Here is a 19,824-nt window from a genome sequence, read left to right as displayed (position 1 = left end):
TAACATGCTAATTGAAAATACCCTTATGTTACTTTTCTCAACTGTTTTATTTGTAGATGGAAACCCGGTAGGCTACCAGGTATTTGAAGAAAATGACCAATTGATATTAAATCCTGCTGAAAATCCAAGCCGTGAAATTGTGCCTCCAAGGTTATCTGCAAGTCAATCTTCCGGTAGTTGGAAAGTTGAAGGAACTTTAAACAGGGACCTGATAGACCAGGTAATTGAGGATATCAATTACAGTAACTGCCTTCCCAAAAATGGTTTGAGTGCTGCACCCTGATACACGATTGATAGGTAATATTTCCAAGTCGCTCTACTCTATTCCTGCTGTTTTCCGTTCTTTGCTAATAAAGCAGCGCCATGAAGATTTCCCTTTGGTCGATAGGTAAGTCAAATGATACATATGTGAAGGAAGGAATTTCCGAATTCACCAAACGCATATCTAAATATTTTCCCGTTGAATGGACCATTATTCCTGTTCCAAAGAATGCCGGCATGCTGTCAGAGATGGATCTGAAGAAAAAAGAAGGTGAGATTATTTTACAATGGATCAGCCCTACTGATTTCCTTGTAGCCCTGGATGAAAGAGGAAAGGAAATGACCTCAGAAGGCCTTGCCAATTTTATCCAGCAGAGGGCAACAGAAAGCACCAAAAACATTGTATTCCTCATTGGTGGTGCATTCGGTATTGATGAATCAGTAATAAAAAGAGCTAATCTGAAATGGTCTCTTTCCCAACTTACCTTCCCCCATCAACTGGTACGTCTTATACTTGCCGAGCAGGTTTACAGGGCCTGTACCATATTGAGAAATGAAAAGTACCATCACAAGTGACCCTTTCATATTTGGTGATTGATATGGTGTGCATTAGTTTAGCACCTGTTTGGTTCATTCATACATATTATAGCATATGGAGCTTTCAATAACCGTTATCATTATTATTGTAACATCGTTAATTTCTTTTGGAGGCTTCAGTAATCAAAAGATCATAGACGACCTGATATTTTACCCACCAGCAGTTACCCAAAGAAAACAATGGTACCGTTTCTTCACCTGTGGTCTGATACATGCAGATTTCGGACATCTCATATTCAATATGCTATCGCTCTATCTTTTCGGAAGATTTGTGGAGAACAAATTCACGGAAATATTCGAAGCCAATGGAAAATGGTTTTACCTGGCCATGTACATTTCTTCCCTGCTGGTATCCATACTTCCTACCTATTTCAAACATCAGAATGACTATTCCTACAGAAGCCTGGGCGCTTCAGGTGCAGTCAGCGCCGTGGTTTTTGCAGGCTTGATGATAGCTCCTTATGTGGAAGTAGGTTTCTTTATTATTCCTCCTATCATTCCGGGTTTCATTTTTGGTCCTCTATACTTGTTAATATCTGCATTACTGGATAAACGCGGAGGTGATAATATCAACCATAGCGCCCATATCTGGGGAGCTATCTATGGTGTTTTATTTATAATTATTGTTGGAAAGCTGGCTGGTTTCAATGCCATACAGGAATTTATAGACGGTGTAAAATTTTACCTAAGATCTAAGGGTTGGTCAAATTGATCTTCAGCACATTCCTGGTTGTTGGTATTATTTTGAACCTTTCATCTATGCGCATTCCTACCACCCAGATGATCTTCTTTCCTGATTCAAGAATCCAGGTGTTTTCTTTTACATTTCGGGAAAGCTTTTGATCGATAAAAAAACGGGAAACCTTTTTCTTTTTGGTCATACCCAGTGGATAAAAATAATCCCCTGTCTTCCATTTTCTAAGTACAAGTGGATATTCTATGTGTTTCGCATCCAGCAAGGCGATGTTCGCCTCATTTTCCAGCTTTAATTTTCCTGCTGAGAGTAGGTTGAATTCCAACATGCCTCCGGGAAACCGAACCATTTGCTGGTCCTTATCGATGGCAATAATCCCAGTAACTGGAGTTTTTAAGGCTATAATGAGCCAGTTTCTATGCCTGATCACCTGGAAGTTTTCATTTTCAACAAACCTTCCGGATGTGGCATTCAAAAGCTTTTGAACATCGGGCACCTGCTTCTCTCCAAAACCATAATCTTTTATGATATCATATATCAAAGATGTATCACTGTATTTCTCCAGCTTTTTGATGGGAATACGGATATCATTTTCACCTTTTTCACAGATCTTATCTTTTAAATCTGCAACCATTTGCTGGTACAGCTTATATATTTTAGTGAATCGTTCAATGTTATCTAAAAGGTTTTCTTCTACCTGGGGAAATACTTTTTGAATAGAGGGAATCAGTTCATGCCTGAAATAATTGCGCGTATACTTCACAGAACTGTTAGATGAATCCTCTACCCAGGTCAAACCCTGCTCATGCGCATATTCAATAATTTCCTTTCTTCGAATAGTAAGCAACGGCCTCAATAAACGTTTTTCTTCTTTAGTTCCCCCCGGTATAGCTGTCAAACCTTTCAAACCTGTTCCCCTGAAAAAATTCATTAACGCTGTTTCGATATTGTCATCGGCATGGTGCGCCAATAATATAAAATCAAAGCTGCCGCTGTTTTTTAATTCATCAAACCATTGATAGCGGAGTACACGCGCTGCTTCCTGTATAGACAACTTATTTTGCTGCGCAAACTGGCTGGTATCAAAATGTATCACCTCTAAAGGCACTTCCAGTTTCTGAGCTAAAGAACGGACGAATGCTTCATCCCTATCGCTTTCTTCGTTCCTGAGACGAAAATTGCAATGCGCCAACCTGAAATGAAAACCTGATCTCTTGCAAAGATCTGCCAGCACTATAGAGTCTATACCTCCACTGATAGTAACAATAAATTGGCAAGACGTTGGGTCGATTCCTATTTCCTGGAAATACTGATTAAAATGCTGGAGCAAAGCAGGGATGATTTGAGTTAATAAACAAGATCTTCATATGCGGCCCTTAATTCGTTATAGGCATGATCATCATGTGCTTCTTTTGCTTTAAGCATTCCTGTCTCATACCATTTGATGGCACTCTCTTTAGCATCATTTCTCTCAAGCAACCTTGCCAAATGATAATAACTGCCAATGTAATTTTCATCTCTTTCCAGGAGTTCCTCTAATAACCGGCGGGCCTCTGCGTCATCACCTTCTTTAACATACTCAAGGGCCAATGCATGTTGAACAAAGCTGTCCTGGGGATTTTCAATTAAAAAGGCTTTCAATTTTTCTATTCTGTTCATGCTATTGCAAATTCTTGTTCAGGTATCTTTGCGCACTATATTTGCAAAAGTATTAGTTGCATAAGCAACTAAATCAATTTTTCTTTAAATTAGCTATATGAAAATTCTTGTCTGTATAAGTAAGACACCTGACACCACAGCAAAAATAGCTTTCACTGATAACAACACGAAATTCGCCGAAGCTGGCGTACAATGGATCATCAATCCTTATGACGAATGGTATTCCCTTGTAAGAGCTATTGAATTAAAGGAGAAAGATCCCTCTACCATTATCAATCTTGTAACGGTTGGAGGTGCAGATGCTGAACCTATCATAAGAAAAGCCCTTGCATTGGGTGGTGATGAAGCCATACGTATAAATGCCGAGCCATTGGAAAGCTACCAGGTTGCTTCCTTGATAGCAGAAATTGCAAGGAATGGAAACTATGACCTGGTACTTACAGGTAAAGAAACAATTGATTATAATGGTGGAGCAGTAGGTGGTTTGCTGGCGGAGGTGCTGGATCTACCATATATTGCCAATGCTACAAACCTGCAGGTAAACGGGTCAACTGCGACAGTAAAAAGGGAAATAGAAGGTGGCGAGGAAACCATTGAATGTCCCTTCCCTCTTGTGTTAAGTTGCCAAAAAGGAATGGCAGAGGCCAGGATACCTAACATGCGTGGAATCATGGCTGCCCGCACTAAACCATTAAAAGTAGTGGATCCTTCTCCAGTTCAAACCTTGACCAAATTCTCTGAATTTCAATTACCTCCGGCTAAGCAAGGTGTCAAACTGGTTTCTCCGGACAACGTTGATGAATTGGTCCGATTGCTTCACGAGGAGGCCCGCGCTATTTGATATTTTAATTGTTTATTAATCCATTAAACCCGGAAATACAAGGGTTTCACTATAAATAAGAATCATGAGTGTTTTAATTTTCGTTGATCACATAGATGGACACATCAAAAAAGCTTCACATGAAGCATTGAGTTATGGTGCTAAAATAGCAGAACAGACAGGTACTACTGCGGAAGCCGTTATCCTCGGAACTGTTAATGATGACCTGGAGAAGCTTGGAGAACATGGGGTGAAAAAAGTTTACCAGGTACAAAATGAACAATTACAGCAATTCGATTCACAGGTATATACAAAAGTAATAGCGCAGGTAGCGCAGCAATCAGGCGCTAAGGTGATTATATTTTCTAACAACAGTAGTGGAAAGGCATTAGCACCCAGAGTAGCTGTTCGCCTTAAGGCTGGCCTGGCTGCAGGCGTTAATGCCTTGCCTGATACATCCAATGGATTTACTGTAAGAAAAACCGTTTTTTCAGGAAAGGCATTTGCCCAGGTTGCTATTGATACAGAAATAAAAGTTCTTTCATTAAATGTAAACGCTTTTACCATCATTACTGGTGAGGGAAAAGCAGAGGTTATTCCATTTGATGCAATAGTGGAATCGCCAAAACTAAAAACCATTGATAGTACTAAAACATCAGGGAAAGTCAGTTTAACAGAAGCCGATGTAGTAGTGAGTGCGGGAAGAGGCCTTAAAGGTCCGGAAAACTGGGGTATGGTAGAAGAACTGGCAGATACTTTAGGAGCTGCTCTTGCCTGTAGCCGCCCTGTTGCCGACGCGCATTGGAGACCTCATAATGAGCACGTTGGTCAAACTGGTATAGCTATAGCTCCTAATTTATATGTAGCGGTTGGTATCAGTGGTGCCATACAGCATTTGGCAGGCGTTAACCGAAGTAAAGTTATAGTAGTGATCAACAAGGACCCTGAGGCGCCCTTCTTTAAAGCCGCAGACTATGGAGTGGTGGGCGATGCCTTTGAAATTGTTCCTAAACTGACGAGCGCCATTAAAAAATTAAAAGGACAATCTTAAGTTGATATTTCTTATTAAGAAATTGAGCTTATTAATAAAGATAGTACCGCATGGTAATATGGAAGTTGAAACCATAATTTTGTAATGAATAAGTGTCCTGCACGGTAAGTTTCGGGTTCAGGCTGAGTTTTCAGGTTTTGGCTTAAAATCTGTAGGTTTGCAAACCTTAGCAAAAGCGTTGTTTTATTTATAGTTATGAAGAAAATTGAATTGGAAATTGTGGCACTATCACATAGTATAACTCAGACCCATTCTTATGCTGTAGTGCTGGGAGAGGTAAATGGTTTGCGTAGATTGCCAATTGTTATTGGTGGGTTTGAGGCCCAGGCTATTGCAGTGGCTCTGGAAAAAATGCAGCCCAGCCGACCTCTTACACATGACCTGATGAAGAACTTCATGACTGCATTCAACATTGAACTTCACGAAATTATTATATCAGACCTCCAGGAGGGTATTTTTTATTCTAAGCTGGTTTGTTCCTCCGATAATGATACCATAGAGATAGACTCAAGAACTTCGGATGCACTTGCATTAGCTGTCCGTTTTGGTTGCCCGGTTTACACTTACGAGCATATCCTGGAAAGTGCCGGCATTTTAATGGAAGATCCTGGCACAACAGGTAAAAAGAAAAAATCTCCTTCCATTTCATCTCCCGAAGAAGAAGCCGGGAGTAAAGGAGACTTAAAGTCCATGAGTCTTGAAGATCTGAATACTTTACTGAATGAGGTTTTAGAACAGGAAGACTATATAAGGGCCATAGCCATCAGGGATGAGATCAACAATCGAAAGAAGGACTAACCTGCTTTAACAGCTTCCCGTGATCACGTTTCCAAACTGCAAAATCAATATAGGTCTTCGTGTTACCGGGAAAAGATATGATGGTTTTCATGACCTGGAAACAATATTCTATCCTATTCAATTATGCGATGGTTTGGAGATCATACAAAACCAGCATTCTTCAGAAACAAAATTGGGATTATCAGGATTGGTAATAGACAGCCCAATCCAGGATAACATTTGCTATAAAGCATTCAGTTTATTAAAAATAGACTTCCCTGACCTTCCCCCGCTTCAAATACACCTCCATAAAGTAATTCCAACCGGGGCAGGATTAGGAGGTGGTAGTTCTAATGGTGCTTTCACACTGTCATTGATCAATCAAAAATTTAAACTTGGACTGGATACGCAACAGTTGCTGAAATATGCATTGCAACTCGGCAGCGACTGTCCCTTTTTTATTATTAATAAACCTGCCTACGCAACAGGACGTGGTGAAAAACTGGAAACCGTCCAACTTGATTTATCTGATTACAACATTGTACTCATCAATCCAGGTATTCACATTAATACAGGATGGGCTTTCTCTAGGATAAACCCCGGATCTTCCAACTTTAGTTTGAAGCAAATCGTTGACACTCCTGTTTCAACATGGAAGGATATTGTTCTTAATGATTTTGAAGTTCCTGTATTCATGGAATATCCTGCTATCAAGAAATTAAAGGATCTGTTTTATAATAAGGGAGCAATTTATGCCTCAATGACAGGGAGTGGATCAACCGTCTTTGGTCTTTTTGAAAAATCCTTTACACCTCAATTAGATATCCCCTCCCACTATTTTATGAAATCCCTATAAAGGCATATTATACGCTTCACTTACTTTTGCGCCAGAAATAACAGCATGGAAATTTATAAGGAGTTTTCTTTCGATTCAGCACATTTTCTTCCCAATGTTCCCGATGGACATAAATGTAAAAACATGCATGGCCATACCTATAGATTACGGGTATTTATCAAAGGTCCTATTGATCCCCAACTTGGCTGGATCATGGATTTCAAGGAATTAAAAGATGCTCTTTCTGGTGTTATTGACCAGTTGGATCACCAGTTGATCAATGATATAAAAGGCCTGGAAAATCCCACAGCTGAAAATATCACTTCCTGGATCTGGACACAAATCAAACCATTACTTCCGCTTTTATTCAAAATTGAACTCTACGAAACGCCTACTACCGGGGTCATTTACTATGGGGATTAATCTTTCTGAGTTTTTACCTATTAAAGTATAACCTCTTTTGATTCATTGCTGCAATAATTTTCTTTCCATATCGCTCCATTAGATTATCCAGAAGGTTTGACAAATTGAATTTCCTGCCGGATTTCGTTAGTTTTATATAACAATACATGTAATGAAATACAAGGTTTCCTTTTTGTCCGCCAACCTGGACCTCCTCAATCACTAACCGTAGTACTGTTGCTAACGGTTACTCTTCCCCTATAATTTTTAAACTTCATTACCATGCAAACAGTAAATGTTTCAAAACATAGTACCCAATATTATTTAGATTTAGAAGAAAAATACAGTGCCCATAATTATCACCCCCTTCCTGTGGTTTTGTCCAGGGGAAAGGACGTTTTTGTCTGGGACGTGGAAGACAAACGCTATTATGATTTTTTAAGCGGTTATTCTGCTGTAAACCAGGGACATTGCCATCCGGCGATTGTTAAAGCCCTGGTAGAACAGGCGCAGCGCCTGACATTGACCAGCAGGGCTTTTCACAATGATCTTCTTGGTGAATACTCAAGTTATATTACCAGGCTTTTCAATTACGATAAGGTCCTTCCAATGAATACCGGTGTTGAAGCCGTAGAAACCGCGATCAAGCTTGCAAGGCATTGGGGCTACTTAGTTAAGAGAATTAATGACCAACAAGCCAGGATCATTGTTTGTGAAGGAAACTTTCATGGCCGTACATCAGGAGTAATTTCCTTTAGCACAGACCCCTCTGCCAAAGATAACTTTGGTCCTTTCATGCCTGGCTTCATACAAATTCCCTATAATGACCTGGATACTTTAGCTGCTGTATTGAAAGATGATTCTATTGCAGGTTTTTTAGTTGAACCTATACAGGGAGAAGCAGGAGTATTGGTTCCCGATGAAGGATATCTAAGAAGTGCCTACGAATTGTGTAAAAATGCCAATGTTCTATTTATTGCAGATGAAATTCAAACAGGCTTATGCCGGACAGGCAGGATGCTTGCCTGCGATCATGAAGATGTTCACCCTGATATATTGATTTTAGGAAAAGCTTTAAGTGGTGGCTGTTTACCTGTTAGTGCCGTATTAGCCAATGATGAGATCATGTTAACGATCAAGCCAGGTGAACATGGTTCAACATATGGTGGAAACCCCCTTGCATGTAAGGTAGCTATCGCTTCATTAGAAGTATTGCAGAATGAAAACCTTTCAGAAAACGCTTCTGTTATGGGCGACTATTTTAGAAAAAAGATACAAGAATTGCAAAGTCCTCATATCGAGAAAATTAGGGGAAAGGGGTTGTTGAATGCTATAATTGTAAAACACAAAGACAAAAATGCCGCATGGGAATTGTGTTTAGAACTAAAAAATAATGGATTGCTCGCCAAACCTACCCATGGTGATAAAATAAGAATGGCCCCCCCATTGACCATTAACATGGAACAAATTGATGATTGTATAGAAATAATCCGCAAAAGTTTATTAATCTTGGACTGAAGCTACCCTTATAATAAATCATACTTAGCCAGGTAAACTTACCAAAACGAAAATTGATCATTGGAATGGACATTCATTTACACCACACAGAAGAGCATTTAGAAAGCAGTGATTTCATCAAGGATATTGTTATTGGCATGGCTGATGGTCTGACTGTACCCTTTGCGTTAGCGGCTGGATTAAGTGGTGCGGTAGACACTACAAGCATCATAGTAATTGCCGGTATTGCTGAAATAGCCGCAGGATCGATAGCCATGGGGTTGGGAGGATACCTGGCAGGTAAAACAGAACAGGATCATTACAATAGTGAGAAAAAAAGAGAGTATTACGAGATAGAGCATCTAAAGCACCTGGAGATCGAGGAGACAAAGGAATTTTTCGCCAATATTGGTCTGAGTGAAGAACTGCAGGAAAAAGCCACGGCAGAGATCTCCCAGGACAAAGATAAATGGGTGGATTTTATGATGAAATATGAATTAGGGCTGGAAGAACCAGATCCTAAACGGGCTGGAAAATCTGCTTTCAATATAGGAGCTTCTTATATAGTTGGAGGTCTTGTCCCACTATCTCCTTACTTTTTCGTTGACCATCCTATCGATGGGCTGAAATACTCCGTGATGGTTACGCTTTTATGTTTATTCATCTTCGGATGGTTTAAAAGCAAAATAACAGGCATTAATCCATGGTGGGGCGCCATCCGGGTTACGCTTATTGGTGCCATGGCTGCAGCTGCTGCCTTTATGGTGGCCAAAATTTTTGAAGGCAGATAATAATTCGGTTAAAAGCAAAGCAATTTGCGTTTTTCAAATGAGGGATTACCAATTTCCATTTTATTTAATTTAAAAGCATTTAGCACCCCAGGGTATGGTCTAAAGCTTACTTTGCTAATTCTAAAGGATACTATTACCCCATCATTTACTTTCTATAGTTATTTCTCAAAAGCTATTTCTTGAAATCAGTGACAGGCTGGCTTTATAGTTCAGCTATAGCAAGAGTTTAGCTACTCTATAGTTGCAGTATAGATACTCCGTGATAGTACGGAGTATCTATACCTTAGATAGGAAGTTGACAGGCCTCAGCTATATAGGAAATGTTTAGTAATTACCATAAAGGAAGGGTTGAACTTAAGAGGAAGAAGATTGCGCCAGAATGGCACTAATGATTGATAATTGAAATTCTAAACTTTGTATTACCTATTTATATAAAAAAAAGACCGCCCTGGAAAGGCAGTCTTTTTACATAAGTATTATAAAAAGTTATCTCAGGTCCACAACTTCTACTCCAGGATACCTGGATTTATCGAAAATGAAATATGAATCTGAAATAGATGGTGATGATTTTAATGAGTTTACAACGTAGCTATATCGCTCACCAGTTTTTTCCAGGAATTTGGCGCTATAAATTCTATTAGTGGCCTTATCTATCAATACATAGATTTTATGAAAAGGACGTGTTTTATCTGTAGGAGTTAATTCGATTTCCTGCAATGATTTGCCGCCTTCTTTTTTGACGCCATTTAATTTATAATAGAAGTCCCTGTCATAGAAATTAGTGAAAAGCTTTTGCGGGGTCATGGCACTGCCACTGGAATTAACGTTATCAACAGTCACTTCATTGGCACTTTTATCAAAATTCCAGGTGGTTTTACCATCTGAATAGATTTCCATTCCATCAAGGTTTACTTTATACCTGTTTCCCTTCATGGTTACCACACCCTTTTTTGAAGAAAGCACCTTTCCCTGGGCATTTTCCACATTATAGGTAAATGTAGCCTGCGGGGCGTTCAAAGCTTTAAACCCGGAACTTACTTTATCCAGGATCTTTTTAGCATCCGGGTCATTTTGAGTTGGGTTTTTTCCAGGTTGGGCCTGTGCGATAAAGGTCAATGATACAAAGCTCAGCAGTGTAAATAATTGCTTCATTTATTCTTATTTGATTATGAAATCAGGGCAAATATAGCCCTTACCATATCTTAGAAGGCAATTGGTATACCGTGTTTAACAACAAGTTTGATCTTAACACTAACTTAAATTATCAAGATATTCCAGTAATTCAGATTCAGTTTTAATTAATACCTCGCGGGCCTTACTGCCCTGGTTAGGACCAACAACTCCGGCAGCTTCCAATTGATCCATTAATCTTCCTGCCCTGTTATAACCTAATTTCATACGACGTTGCAGTAAAGAGGTAGAACCAATCTGGTTTTGAACGATCAGCTTAGCCGCATCTTCAAATAATGGATCTTTATCTGATGCATCGAAATCTTTCCCTTCCAGTTCTTTTTCATCAACATATTCCGGAAGCATAAATGCCTGGGGATACCCTCTCTGATCTGCAATAAACTCCACTACCCTTTCCACTTCAGGTGTATCTACAAAGGCACATTGCAACCGTACAATTTCTCCATTATAGGAGATCAACATATCACCTTTACCGATAAGTTGTTCAGCTCCCCCGGCATCCAGGATAGTCCTGGAATCGATTTTGGAGGATACTTTAAAAGCGATACGTGCCGGGAAGTTAGCTTTGATGGTACCTGTAATGATATTTACCGACGGTCGTTGGGTGGCAATGATAAGGTGAATGCCAACGGCTCTTGCCAACTGAGCCAGGCGGGCAATAGGCATCTCCACCTCTTTTCCGGCTGTCATAATAAGATCGGCAAACTCATCAACAACCAGCACAATAAAGGGCAGGTATTGATGGCCTTTCTGTGGGTTTAGCCTTCGCTTAGTGAATTTTTCGTTGTACTCCTTGATATTCCGTGCACCTGCTTCTTTTAACAGGTCATACCTGTTATCCATTTCAATACATAGCGCATTCAGTGTATTGATCACCTTTTTTGTATCTGTGATAATGGCATCTTCCTCGCCAGGCAATTTTGCCAGGAAATGCTTTTCTATATGACGGTAAATGCTAAGCTCAACTTTCTTAGGATCAATGAGCACAAACTTCAATTGAGAAGGATGTTTCTTATACAGCAGGGAAACAAGGATTGCATTTAATCCAACAGATTTACCCTGTCCTGTTGCACCAGCCATTAATAAATGCGGCATGCTTGCCAGGTCGACAATGAAGTTTTCATTATCGATCTTTTTACCAATGGCAATTGGCAGGCTGAAGTTATTATGTATAAATTTTTCAGAAGCCAAAAGAGTTTTCATACTAACCACTGACTTCTTGAAATTGGGCACCTCTATTCCTATGGTACCTTTCCCAGGTATGGGTGCTATGATACGAATTCCTAGAGCAGCCAGGCTTAATGCAATATCATCTTCCAGGTTCTTTATCCTGGATATACGTACACCCGCTGCGGGAACAATCTCGTATAAGGTAACAGTAGGTCCAACTGTAGCACTTATTTTCTGGATCGTTATATCATAGTTTTTGAGTGTAGTAATAATCTGGTTTTTATTAGCCTCCAGCTCTGCAGGGTCTTGCACTATCTTTTCGCTGCCATGAGTTTCCAGCATATCCACTTTTGGATATTTATAATCCCGAAGGTCAAGCGTTGGTTCATAAGGCGGCAGGTCACTATAATCTTTTTCAGAGGTCTCATCATCGGGCGACAACTCTTCTGCAGATTTGATTTCTAAAGGAAGATCCTCAATGATGTCCTTTTTCGAAGGCCTTGAAACGGGCAGTTCCACAGGCTCCTCCTGTGGTTTAAATTCATCATGTTTATGTAATAGATCCTCTGTTATCTCCTTTTCAATAATTGGCTCATTTATAGTGAGCGCATTTACATCTTCGTCTTTTTCTATTACGTGAAATACATTATTGTCATCTTCAAGATCTCCGGCACCATTAATAAGCATTCCCCCTTCTCCCTTAAGGATATTACCTTTTTCAGGCATTTCTCCTTCTGCTTCATCCGCATATAGATCATTAATTGAGGCTGGAGCCAACCCTGACCTGATAGCCGGTGCTATGGGTCCCTCCTGTTCAACATCATCTTCGATAACCTCCTCATCCTGCCTTTCTGTACGTTTCCATTCAGGTACATTAAAAGTGGGGTTGAACTGCCAGATCAGGTAAGAAATACCTACTACTAATAATAAAGCGGCAGTGCCAAGTGTACCCAGGAAATTAGAAAGCCAATTGCTGATCATATCTCCTACACGACCACCAAAAGGAAAATCAGCGCTCGAGAAGATGAAGGCGAATGTTACAGACACTATCAGTAAACCTATAGTAACATACTTCAGGTTTCTCCAGATTGAGAAAACCTTTCGGTTTACCAGTAAATTGATACCCACAACAAAAAAGAAGGTACAAAATAACATAGATGCTATTCCAAAACCCCGGTAAATAAAGAAATGAGAAATATAGGCACCTAGTCTGCCTAATAAGTTAGCTACGCGGGTATCATTATCTGTAAGAAAAGAAGAATCATTATTTAATACCTTATCCTGGTCTTCTTTCCAGGTGAAGAAATAAGATACAAAAGCAATAAATAAGAATATAGATGTAAGTAGGGAAACAGTACCTATGATTTTCCAGGTGCGTTCATCACGGGCCAGCTTTTTAAAGTCTACCTTTTCCTCCTTATCTGTTTTAAATTTATCAGCAGAAGGTTTAGGGCTTTTTTCCTTTTCAGGCTTTTCTGGTTTTTCCGCAGCAGCTTTAGGTGTAGTGGATTTCTTTAGCTTGTTAGCCATAGAATCAAAGATAGTAATATGAACAATGAAATGCAGGCCAGCAGGCCGTTTAATCCAAAATAAACATTATTTTCTGATAATACCGAGGAGGAGTAAAATCCAGCCGATTATAAACAGCAATCCTCCTACGGGAGTAATAATGCCAATATAGGTTGGGATAGCTTTATTCATAGCCTGCATAGACACGATCAGGTAGAGCGATCCGGAGAAAAAAACCACCCCTCCCAGGAACATAAGGCCGGAATAATTGAGAAAACTGTTGGCTGTTCGTTCCGTTAAAATACCCAGGAATATCAGTGCCAAAGCATGGTACATCTGGTAATGCACACCAGTCTGGTAGGTGGCAATTGTTTCGGGTGCAACCAGTTTCTTTAAACCATGAGCACCAAAAGCACCTAAAGCCACCGCTAAACCACCTAATACAGTTCCGAGTATTAAAAATATTTTATGCATGGATTCATTGTTCATGAAATATACGTTCTATTAATTTGTCAATACTAACCTCGTCATCATTAATAATGATATTAGCCTGCTGGTAAAAGATCTTCCTGTTGGAGAACTTTTTTATTATAAAAGATTTCAGCTTATCATCTGATACATCCCTGATCAGTGGTCTTTTGTCTTTTTCCTTTATAAGGCGATGGTACAAACAATCAACCGAACAATTTAACCATACTACAGTTCCCTTCTTTTTTAAATAATCTATATTATTATAATAACAGGGAGTTCCACCGCCACAGGACATCACAAAGGTCTCATGGCTTTCAGTGAGCATATATAAGATCTCTTTTTCAAGCAACCTGAAATGTTCCTCACCATTTTCAGAAAAGATTTGAGGGATCTCCTTGCCTGCCTGCTCCGCTATTTTTTCATCCAGGTCAAAAAAAGGAATAGAAAGTTTCATGCTTAATTCCTTCCCCCAGTGTGTTTTACCACACCCCATAAAACCAATGAGGAAAATTTTCATATCAATATGTCAATCCTGCAAATCTACACTTACATCTTAAGCAATGATCACTTACAAAACAATTTACCTTTCCCCCATCAGAAGGCCACCACGGAATGCTTGAAGTATTTGAATATCCGCGGATATTAGAAGCGCTGTATTATTTAAAGGCATTCAATCCCGTAACGTCCATACCTGTAATTAACAGGTGAACATCATGTGTGCCTTCGTACGTTATAACACTTTCGATGTTCATCATATGACGCATGATACTATACTCACCGGTTATTCCCATACCTCCCAACATTTGCCTTGCATCCCTGGCAATATTCGCTGCAATTTCACAGGAGTTGCGTTTAGCCATTGACACCTGCTGAGGAGTAGCCCTACCTTCATTCATCAAAGTCCCCAATCTCCATACAAGCAATTGAGCTTTGGTGATTTCTGTGATCATTTCAGCAAGCTTTTTTTGTTGCAACTGAAAGCCCCCGATAGGCCGGTCAAATTGGATTCTTTCCTTACTATAACGTAACGCAGTGTCATAACAATCCATGGCAGCACCTAAGGCTCCCCAGGCAATTCCATAGCGTGCTTTTGTAAGACATCCTAAAGGTCCTTTCAAGCCTTTTACAACAGGGAAAATATTTTCTTTTGGCACTTTTACATTATCAAATACCAGTTCACCAGTTGCAGATGCCCTAAGACTCCACTTGCCATGTGTGGTTGGCGTAGAAAAACCTTCCATGCCTCTTTCCAATATCAAACCGCGGATATCGCCTGATTCATCCTTTGCCCATACAACAGCCACCTGGGCATAAGGTGCATTGGAGATCCACATCTTGCTGCCATTTAATAAATAATGATCTCCTTTATCTTTTATATTGCTTAGCATGCCGGCAGGATTGCTGCCATGATCGGGTTCTGTAAGCCCAAAACAACCAAGCCATTCTCCGGTTGCCAGCTTTGGCAGATACTTCATTTTCTGCTCTTCGCTTCCATAAGCTGAAATAGGATACATGACTAGTGATCCCTGCACAGATGCAGTAGAACGTACCCCGCTATCTCCTCTTTCCAACTCCTGCATCATTAACCCATAACTAATATAATCGAGCCCCCCACCTCCATATTCCACAGGTATGGTAGGACCAAAGCATCCCAGGTCACCCAACTCTTTTACAATCTGCACTGGGAATTCAGCTCTTTGGGCATAATCTTCAATTATAGGAGAGATATGCTTTTTAACATAGTTGCGAACGGTTTCCCTAATGAGTTTATGTTCCTCTGTCAAAAGTTCATCTACAAGGAAATAGTCTGGTGACTGAAATTGATCTGTTGCCATGAAGGCAAAAATAGTCGATAAGTTAATTGGTTGTAATAAAGCAGGTATAGCTGTAAATACCAGGTAAGATTTACAACTGTTAATGAAATCCGGGGGAATATCGATGAAATTATGGTGATGTTAATACTGGTTATCTTGCACCAAAAGTTTGTGTCCAATAGCTACCAACCTTTGCGACAGCCATTTCCTTGTAACCCTTATTCATAATGTTTTTGCAATGGCCGGGGCTCTTAAGCCAGCCTTCAACCATTTCCTTTTCATTTTTGTATCCCATGCCAATATTTTCACCATACATCATCCAATGATAGCCTGCCTTCTCAATCCTGTCACCTGCTTTAAAACCTTCAGGAGAGACATGGCTGAAATAATTCCTCCTATACATATCATTGGAATGCTCAAATGCAGCTTTTTCCAATTGCTCGTTCCAGATTAAGGGTGGTGCTGCATAATAATAGGTATCACCACATTTGCACCCTTTTTTACGTACATCATTCACGATGATAACCGTTTTATTGAGACCTATAGTCGGTCCAGGTCCTGGATTTGAATGGTCCATTGAAAATGCAGCTTCAGAGGACATACAAAATAATAAAAAGAAAGTTACAGGGAAGGCTACTTTCATAATATCAGCTAAACGCCATTAGTGCAGGCAAATTGCACTGCAAATAGTTAAAAATTTGTTGGGTAGATCACCCGTTAGCAATAGAATTTTTATGCGTGCCAGTGCGATATTAAACATTCGAAAGATACACGCCCATTTCCTCCCGGTATTGTTGGGCCACAATCCTGGCGGCTTCTGCAAAGTCCTCACCTTTCGAAGCATATATTATAGCCCGGCTGGCATTAACCAGTAAACCACAGTCGGCTATCATAGCTTTTTCCGAAATCTCCCTTAAGCTTCCCCCTTGTGCCCCTACCCCCGGCACAAGCAGAAAATGATTGGGGATAATCTTTCTTATAGATTCAAATTCTTCAGCCTGGGTTGCTCCTATCACGTACATAGTGTTTTGGTCAGTCCCCCATAGAGATGAAGTAGTGAGCACAGTTTCATATAAATAATGGGTTTCATCCCTGGTTATATGAATGCCTTCATCGAGGGTTTCTTTATGCTTAACCAATTTTTGAAGTTCAAAATCTCTGGAACCGTGATTTGAAGTTAATCCGAGGATAATGGTCCATTTATCAGGATAAGCAAGAAAGGGCTTAACACTATCTTCCCCCATATATGGGGCTACTGTTATAGCATCAAAAGATAAAGTTTCAAAAAACGCTTTAGCATATTGAGAGGATGTATTGCCAATATCGCCTCTTTTAGCATCTGCAATTTTAAAATGAGTAGAAGGAATATAATCTACAGTTTTTTCCAGGGAAGCCCATCCCTTTAAACCCTGGGCCTCGTAAAAAGCTGTATTGATCTTATAGGCCACACATACATCTTTCGTAGCATCAATAATCCTTTTATTAAACTCAAAGACGGGGTCTTCAAAAGATCTTAAATGGGCTGGTAATATTGATGGATCAGTATCCAATCCAACGCAAAGGTAGCTTTGCTTAGAAAAAATCTCATGAGCCAATTGCTTACGTGTCATATGGCGAAGATATACCAGCGCGGGATATTATGCCTGCTTGTGAAGTGTATTGTTATTTGTATGGGAATTGAACTGCGCCAGTATCAAATCCTCAACTTCTTTTGAGTCCCACTTTTCTTCAATACCCGGCAAAGCCATAACCATTTGCATTATGGATTCCTGTTTTTCACTATTTGCAAGTGCTGTACTGTATCGTATTTCCGGGTGAAAAGTTACCTGCGAATAAGCTGGTATCCATTTATCAGGATGTCTTTCATGTAGTTTTGATTCAATCTTTTTCTGTAGTAAAAAATTAGGATCAGCCGTTTTTGCCCTCATCTCAACAAAGTTATTTACTGCCAGGTCTGCAATGGCATCCCCATCTGGTTTGCGTAGTTTTTGGAATGTTGATAATATAGTTTCCCAATCATCACCATGCAAATCCATTAATGTATTTAAAATACTACAGTCTTCAAATCCTGCATTCATTCCCTGGCCAAAAAATGGAACTATTGCATGAGCTGCATCTCCAATGAGACAGAATTTGCCATCACGTATCCAGGGAAAACATTTTACGGTAACAAGTGAGGAAGTGGGATTATTAAAAAACTGGTCTGCAAGGTCAGGGATGATGTCTACAACATCAGGAAATGTTGTTTTAAAAAAGGAAGTAACTGCTTCTTTAGTTGTCAACCTTTCAAAAGACAGCGGTCCTTCAAAAGGGAAAAACAATGTGCCTGTAAATGATCCATCAGTATTAGGTAATGCTATTAACATGTAGTCCTTACGAGGCCAGATATGGAGGGCATTCTTCTCTAGAAGAAAACTGTTGTTTTCTCCGGCAGGGATTGATAATTCCTTATACCCACAATCAATATAATACTGGTTATAATCAAATTTGTTATGATGAAGCATATGAGCTAACCGTGCCGCTGAAAATGCTCCATCTGCTGCAAAACATAATGAAAAAGGAACTACAGGTAATTCATCTTGTCCTACGTGAAATGTTATTTCATTTTTCTGCCAGTCAATATCCTCACATTTATGATTAAACTTTATGGAAACGCCATGATGTTCGGCAAGGTCCATTAGCCTGCAATTCAATTCGTACCTTGAAACGGAATTGATGAATTCACCAGTCTTGCCATAAGGTTGAAAGGCATGAATACCTTCAGCAGTATGAATGTATCGCCCATGCATAGGTATAGCTATTCCCAGAATGTCATCAATTATACCAACCTCTTTTAATGCTTTGATTCCCCTGTCACTTAATGCAAGGTTGATAGATCGCCCGGCCTCCACCGTTTCTGTCCGCATATCATTACGGCGTTCATATATGGTTACTGCATGCCCTTTCTTTGACATGTAAATGGAAAGTAATGAACCTACCAGGCCGGCACCAATAATAACAACTTCCTGCTTCTTCATTTGTTCAAAATTGTTTGAATGATATTACCAAATGTCCATACCTCTTCAAAGCTGTTGTATAAGGGCACAGGTGCAAGCCGGATAACATTAGGTTCCCGCCAGTCTGCAATTACACCATGATCAATCAACGCTTCAAAAATTTCCCTTCCTTGTTCCAGCATGAACAATGAAACCTGGCAACCGTGTGCATTTTGCGGGGTTATCAATTGGATCACTTTCCTGTGGTGCTTTTCATTGATATCCCGCAGAATATAAAATAAGAATTTTGTAAGCTGTTTACTTTTTATAAGCAATGCTTCCATACCTGCTTTATCAAAGATTGCCAGTGCTGCTTTATGTGCTGCCATAGAAAGTATTGGTGCATTGCTTACCTGCCATCCCTCCGCTGTGGGTATAGGATCAAATTGTGGATGCATTTGAAAACGGTTCTTTTTTGAAGTGCCCCACCATCCTGCAAGCCTTGGTAATTCCTTATTTGCTGCATGCTTTTCATGAACAAAGGCACCGGCAACACCACCTGGTCCGGAATTCAAATACTTATAACTACACCAGCATGCAAAATCAATTTGCCAGTCATGTAGTTGCAATTGGATATTTCCTGCCGCATGAGCCAGGTCAAATCCCGCATAGGCACCAAATTTATGCGCCGCGTAAGTTATAGCTGGCATATCAAATACCTGCCCTGTATAATAATTTACACCACCAAATAACACTACAGCCGTACTGCTGCCATGCTCGTCTATCACTTTTAAAATATCATCTGTCTGAATAATGTTTTCGCCTTCCTTTGGATGTACCTCTATAATGGCATCAGATGGAGATAAACCATGAAGCTTCACCTGGCTTTCTAATGCATATTGATCAGATGGAAAAGCTTTAGCCTCGCAAATGATTTTAAATCGCTCCCTTGTAGGTCTGTAAAACGTAGCCAGCAATAAATGCAGATTAACCGTTAGCTGGTTCATGGCCACAACTTCTGTAGGCAGTGCACCTGTGATCCTGGACAATGGCTCTGCTAAAGATTCATGATAATTTACCCATGGATTCCTGGCATTGGCATGACCCAAAACACCTAATGCTGCCCAGTCTTCCAGTTCCTGGTTGAGGTAATCAATGGTTGATTTTGGTTGCAGTCCCAGGGAGTTTCCATTAAAATACACTGCATCTTTATTATTGTGCTGAGGTATAAAGAACTGCTTTCTGAAATCTCTTAGCTTGTCTGTTGAATCTAATTCCTTTGCAAATGCAATAGTATTCTGATAATCCAT

The 19,824-nt window shown here is 39.9% G+C and carries 21 protein-coding genes; 10 read left to right on the top strand and 11 right to left on the bottom strand.

All coding sequences use genetic code 11. The features are described 5' to 3' along the window. Window positions 1-25: 25 nt before the first annotated feature. The 3 genes from BUA53_RS13420 to BUA53_RS13410 all read left to right on the top strand — a co-directional run bounded on the left by BUA53_RS13420 (window position 26) and on the right by BUA53_RS13410 (window position 1,570). Window positions 26-283, top strand: a complete 258-nt coding sequence (locus BUA53_RS13420) for a hypothetical protein (protein ID WP_139256436.1) — start codon at window positions 26-28, stop codon at window positions 281-283. Between the two features lie 80 nt (window positions 284-363). Further along, window positions 364-837 carry a 23S rRNA (pseudouridine(1915)-N(3))-methyltransferase RlmH gene (locus BUA53_RS13415; protein ID WP_072835898.1) on the top strand — a complete coding sequence of 158 codons (474 nt, stop codon included), beginning with the start codon at window positions 364-366 and terminating at the stop codon, window positions 835-837. 76 nt (window positions 838-913) lie between these two features. Further along, complete coding sequence (locus tag BUA53_RS13410) at window positions 914-1,570, top strand: rhomboid family intramembrane serine protease (RefSeq protein WP_072835897.1); 657 nt, start codon at window positions 914-916, stop codon at window positions 1,568-1,570. Here BUA53_RS13410 and tilS read toward each other — a convergent pair. Together tilS and BUA53_RS13400 are read right to left on the bottom strand one after the other, a co-directional pair. Further along, window positions 1,551-2,882 carry a tRNA lysidine(34) synthetase TilS gene (gene tilS, locus BUA53_RS13405; protein WP_072835896.1) on the bottom strand — a complete coding sequence of 444 codons (1,332 nt, stop codon included), beginning with the start codon at window positions 2,880-2,882 and terminating at the stop codon, window positions 1,551-1,553. The genes BUA53_RS13410 and tilS overlap by 20 nt on opposite strands. A 17-nt stretch (window positions 2,883-2,899) precedes the next feature. Then, window positions 2,900-3,211 carry a tetratricopeptide repeat protein gene (locus BUA53_RS13400; protein WP_072835895.1) on the bottom strand — a complete coding sequence of 104 codons (312 nt, stop codon included), beginning with the start codon at window positions 3,209-3,211 and terminating at the stop codon, window positions 2,900-2,902. Between the two features lie 97 nt (window positions 3,212-3,308). Here BUA53_RS13400 and BUA53_RS13395 point away from each other — a divergent pair, with 97 nt between their 5' ends. From BUA53_RS13395 to BUA53_RS13365, 7 genes are all read left to right on the top strand, one after another. Then, window positions 3,309-4,052, top strand: coding sequence for an electron transfer flavoprotein subunit beta/FixA family protein (locus tag BUA53_RS13395; RefSeq protein WP_072835894.1), 744 nt, complete (start codon window positions 3,309-3,311; stop codon window positions 4,050-4,052). A gap of 64 nt (window positions 4,053-4,116) precedes the next feature. Continuing rightward, complete coding sequence (locus BUA53_RS13390) at window positions 4,117-5,082, top strand: electron transfer flavoprotein subunit alpha/FixB family protein (protein WP_072835893.1); 966 nt, start codon at window positions 4,117-4,119, stop codon at window positions 5,080-5,082. Between the two features lie 195 nt (window positions 5,083-5,277). Further along, window positions 5,278-5,880 (top strand): bifunctional nuclease family protein, encoded by a 603-nt coding sequence (locus BUA53_RS13385; RefSeq protein WP_072835892.1) that lies wholly within the window; start codon window positions 5,278-5,280, stop codon window positions 5,878-5,880. Between the two features lie 19 nt (window positions 5,881-5,899). Beyond that, a complete protein-coding gene (ispE, locus tag BUA53_RS13380; RefSeq protein ID WP_072835891.1) occupies window positions 5,900-6,715 on the top strand; it encodes a 4-(cytidine 5'-diphospho)-2-C-methyl-D-erythritol kinase in 816 nt (271 codons plus the stop codon). 45 nt (window positions 6,716-6,760) lie between these two features. Further along, window positions 6,761-7,117, top strand: a complete 357-nt coding sequence (gene queD / locus BUA53_RS13375; protein WP_072835890.1) for a 6-carboxytetrahydropterin synthase QueD — start codon at window positions 6,761-6,763, stop codon at window positions 7,115-7,117. A 261-nt stretch (window positions 7,118-7,378) separates the two neighbouring features. Next, window positions 7,379-8,614 carry an ornithine--oxo-acid transaminase gene (gene rocD, locus BUA53_RS13370; protein WP_072835889.1) on the top strand — a complete coding sequence of 412 codons (1,236 nt, stop codon included), beginning with the start codon at window positions 7,379-7,381 and terminating at the stop codon, window positions 8,612-8,614. A 65-nt stretch (window positions 8,615-8,679) separates the two neighbouring features. Further along, complete coding sequence (locus BUA53_RS13365) at window positions 8,680-9,384, top strand: VIT1/CCC1 transporter family protein (RefSeq protein WP_072835888.1); 705 nt, start codon at window positions 8,680-8,682, stop codon at window positions 9,382-9,384. A 486-nt stretch (window positions 9,385-9,870) separates the two neighbouring features. Here the strand turns inward: BUA53_RS13365 and BUA53_RS13360 are convergent, their stop codons facing one another. From BUA53_RS13360 to kynU, 9 genes are all read right to left on the bottom strand, one after another. Then, window positions 9,871-10,536, bottom strand: coding sequence for an outer membrane lipoprotein periplasmic chaperone LolA1 (locus tag BUA53_RS13360; protein ID WP_072835887.1), 666 nt, complete (start codon window positions 10,534-10,536; stop codon window positions 9,871-9,873). A 99-nt stretch (window positions 10,537-10,635) separates the two neighbouring features. Then, window positions 10,636-13,275 carry a DNA translocase FtsK gene (locus BUA53_RS13355; RefSeq protein WP_072835886.1) on the bottom strand — a complete coding sequence of 880 codons (2,640 nt, stop codon included), beginning with the start codon at window positions 13,273-13,275 and terminating at the stop codon, window positions 10,636-10,638. A 66-nt stretch (window positions 13,276-13,341) separates the two neighbouring features. Continuing rightward, entirely contained in the window at window positions 13,342-13,728 is a 387-nt protein-coding gene (locus BUA53_RS13350; protein WP_072835959.1) for a DUF423 domain-containing protein, read from the bottom strand. A 4-nt stretch (window positions 13,729-13,732) separates the two neighbouring features. Then, a complete protein-coding gene (locus BUA53_RS13345; protein WP_072835885.1) occupies window positions 13,733-14,242 on the bottom strand; it encodes a shikimate kinase in 510 nt (169 codons plus the stop codon). A 139-nt stretch (window positions 14,243-14,381) separates the two neighbouring features. Then, entirely contained in the window at window positions 14,382-15,560 is a 1,179-nt protein-coding gene (locus BUA53_RS13340) for an acyl-CoA dehydrogenase family protein (protein ID WP_072835884.1), read from the bottom strand. A 130-nt stretch (window positions 15,561-15,690) separates the two neighbouring features. Beyond that, window positions 15,691-16,182 carry a CAP domain-containing protein gene (locus BUA53_RS13335; RefSeq protein WP_072835883.1) on the bottom strand — a complete coding sequence of 164 codons (492 nt, stop codon included), beginning with the start codon at window positions 16,180-16,182 and terminating at the stop codon, window positions 15,691-15,693. A gap of 109 nt (window positions 16,183-16,291) precedes the next feature. Next, on the bottom strand, window positions 16,292-17,149 hold the full coding sequence (gene pyrF / locus BUA53_RS13330) for an orotidine-5'-phosphate decarboxylase (RefSeq protein WP_072835882.1): 858 nt from the start codon (window positions 17,147-17,149) through the stop codon (window positions 16,292-16,294). Window positions 17,150-17,176: 27 nt separating this feature from the next. Then, the gene (locus tag BUA53_RS13325) at window positions 17,177-18,556 is read right to left on the bottom strand and encodes an FAD-dependent oxidoreductase (RefSeq protein ID WP_072835881.1); all 1,380 of its coding nucleotides are present in this window, start codon (window positions 18,554-18,556) and stop codon (window positions 17,177-17,179) included. Continuing rightward, window positions 18,553-19,824 carry a kynureninase gene (gene kynU / locus BUA53_RS13320; RefSeq protein WP_072835880.1) on the bottom strand — a complete coding sequence of 424 codons (1,272 nt, stop codon included), beginning with the start codon at window positions 19,822-19,824 and terminating at the stop codon, window positions 18,553-18,555. Before kynU ends, BUA53_RS13325 begins: the two co-directional genes overlap by 4 nt.

Source organism: Flavisolibacter ginsengisoli DSM 18119, from assembly GCF_900129295.1.
GTDB classification, from domain to species: domain Bacteria; phylum Bacteroidota; class Bacteroidia; order Chitinophagales; family Chitinophagaceae; genus Flavisolibacter; species Flavisolibacter ginsengisoli.
Note: the sequence above shows the minus strand (reverse complement) of the source record. Positions and strands in the feature narration are given on the sequence as shown.

Excerpts from the sequence above, each read along its gene's own strand:
- BUA53_RS13350 (WP_072835959.1), bottom strand. The coding sequence starts at position 13,728 with ATGCATAAAATATTTTTAATACTCGGAACTGTATTAGGTGGTTTAGCG.
- BUA53_RS13325 (WP_072835881.1), bottom strand. The coding sequence starts at position 18,556 with ATGAAGAAGCAGGAAGTTGTTATTATTGGTGCCGGCCTGGTAGGTTCA.
- BUA53_RS13335 (WP_072835883.1), bottom strand. The coding sequence starts at position 16,182 with ATGAAAGTAGCCTTCCCTGTAACTTTCTTTTTATTATTTTGTATGTCC.
- queD (WP_072835890.1), top strand. The coding sequence starts at position 6,761 with ATGGAAATTTATAAGGAGTTTTCTTTCGATTCAGCACATTTTCTTCCC.
- rocD (WP_072835889.1), top strand. The coding sequence starts at position 7,379 with ATGCAAACAGTAAATGTTTCAAAACATAGTACCCAATATTATTTAGAT.
- BUA53_RS13390 (WP_072835893.1), top strand. The coding sequence starts at position 4,117 with ATGAGTGTTTTAATTTTCGTTGATCACATAGATGGACACATCAAAAAA.
- BUA53_RS13420 (WP_139256436.1), top strand. The coding sequence starts at position 26 with ATGTTACTTTTCTCAACTGTTTTATTTGTAGATGGAAACCCGGTAGGC.
- BUA53_RS13345 (WP_072835885.1), bottom strand. The coding sequence starts at position 14,242 with ATGAAAATTTTCCTCATTGGTTTTATGGGGTGTGGTAAAACACACTGG.
- BUA53_RS13365 (WP_072835888.1), top strand. The coding sequence starts at position 8,680 with ATGGACATTCATTTACACCACACAGAAGAGCATTTAGAAAGCAGTGAT.
- pyrF (WP_072835882.1), bottom strand. The coding sequence starts at position 17,149 with ATGACACGTAAGCAATTGGCTCATGAGATTTTTTCTAAGCAAAGCTAC.
- BUA53_RS13360 (WP_072835887.1), bottom strand. The coding sequence starts at position 10,536 with ATGAAGCAATTATTTACACTGCTGAGCTTTGTATCATTGACCTTTATC.
- BUA53_RS13355 (WP_072835886.1), bottom strand. The coding sequence starts at position 13,275 with ATGGCTAACAAGCTAAAGAAATCCACTACACCTAAAGCTGCTGCGGAA.
- BUA53_RS13395 (WP_072835894.1), top strand. The coding sequence starts at position 3,309 with ATGAAAATTCTTGTCTGTATAAGTAAGACACCTGACACCACAGCAAAA.
- BUA53_RS13340 (WP_072835884.1), bottom strand. The coding sequence starts at position 15,560 with ATGGCAACAGATCAATTTCAGTCACCAGACTATTTCCTTGTAGATGAA.
- BUA53_RS13410 (WP_072835897.1), top strand. The coding sequence starts at position 914 with ATGGAGCTTTCAATAACCGTTATCATTATTATTGTAACATCGTTAATT.
- BUA53_RS13385 (WP_072835892.1), top strand. The coding sequence starts at position 5,278 with ATGAAGAAAATTGAATTGGAAATTGTGGCACTATCACATAGTATAACT.
- BUA53_RS13415 (WP_072835898.1), top strand. The coding sequence starts at position 364 with ATGAAGATTTCCCTTTGGTCGATAGGTAAGTCAAATGATACATATGTG.
- BUA53_RS13400 (WP_072835895.1), bottom strand. The coding sequence starts at position 3,211 with ATGAACAGAATAGAAAAATTGAAAGCCTTTTTAATTGAAAATCCCCAG.
- kynU (WP_072835880.1), bottom strand. The coding sequence starts at position 19,824 with ATGGATTATCAGAATACTATTGCATTTGCAAAGGAATTAGATTCAACA.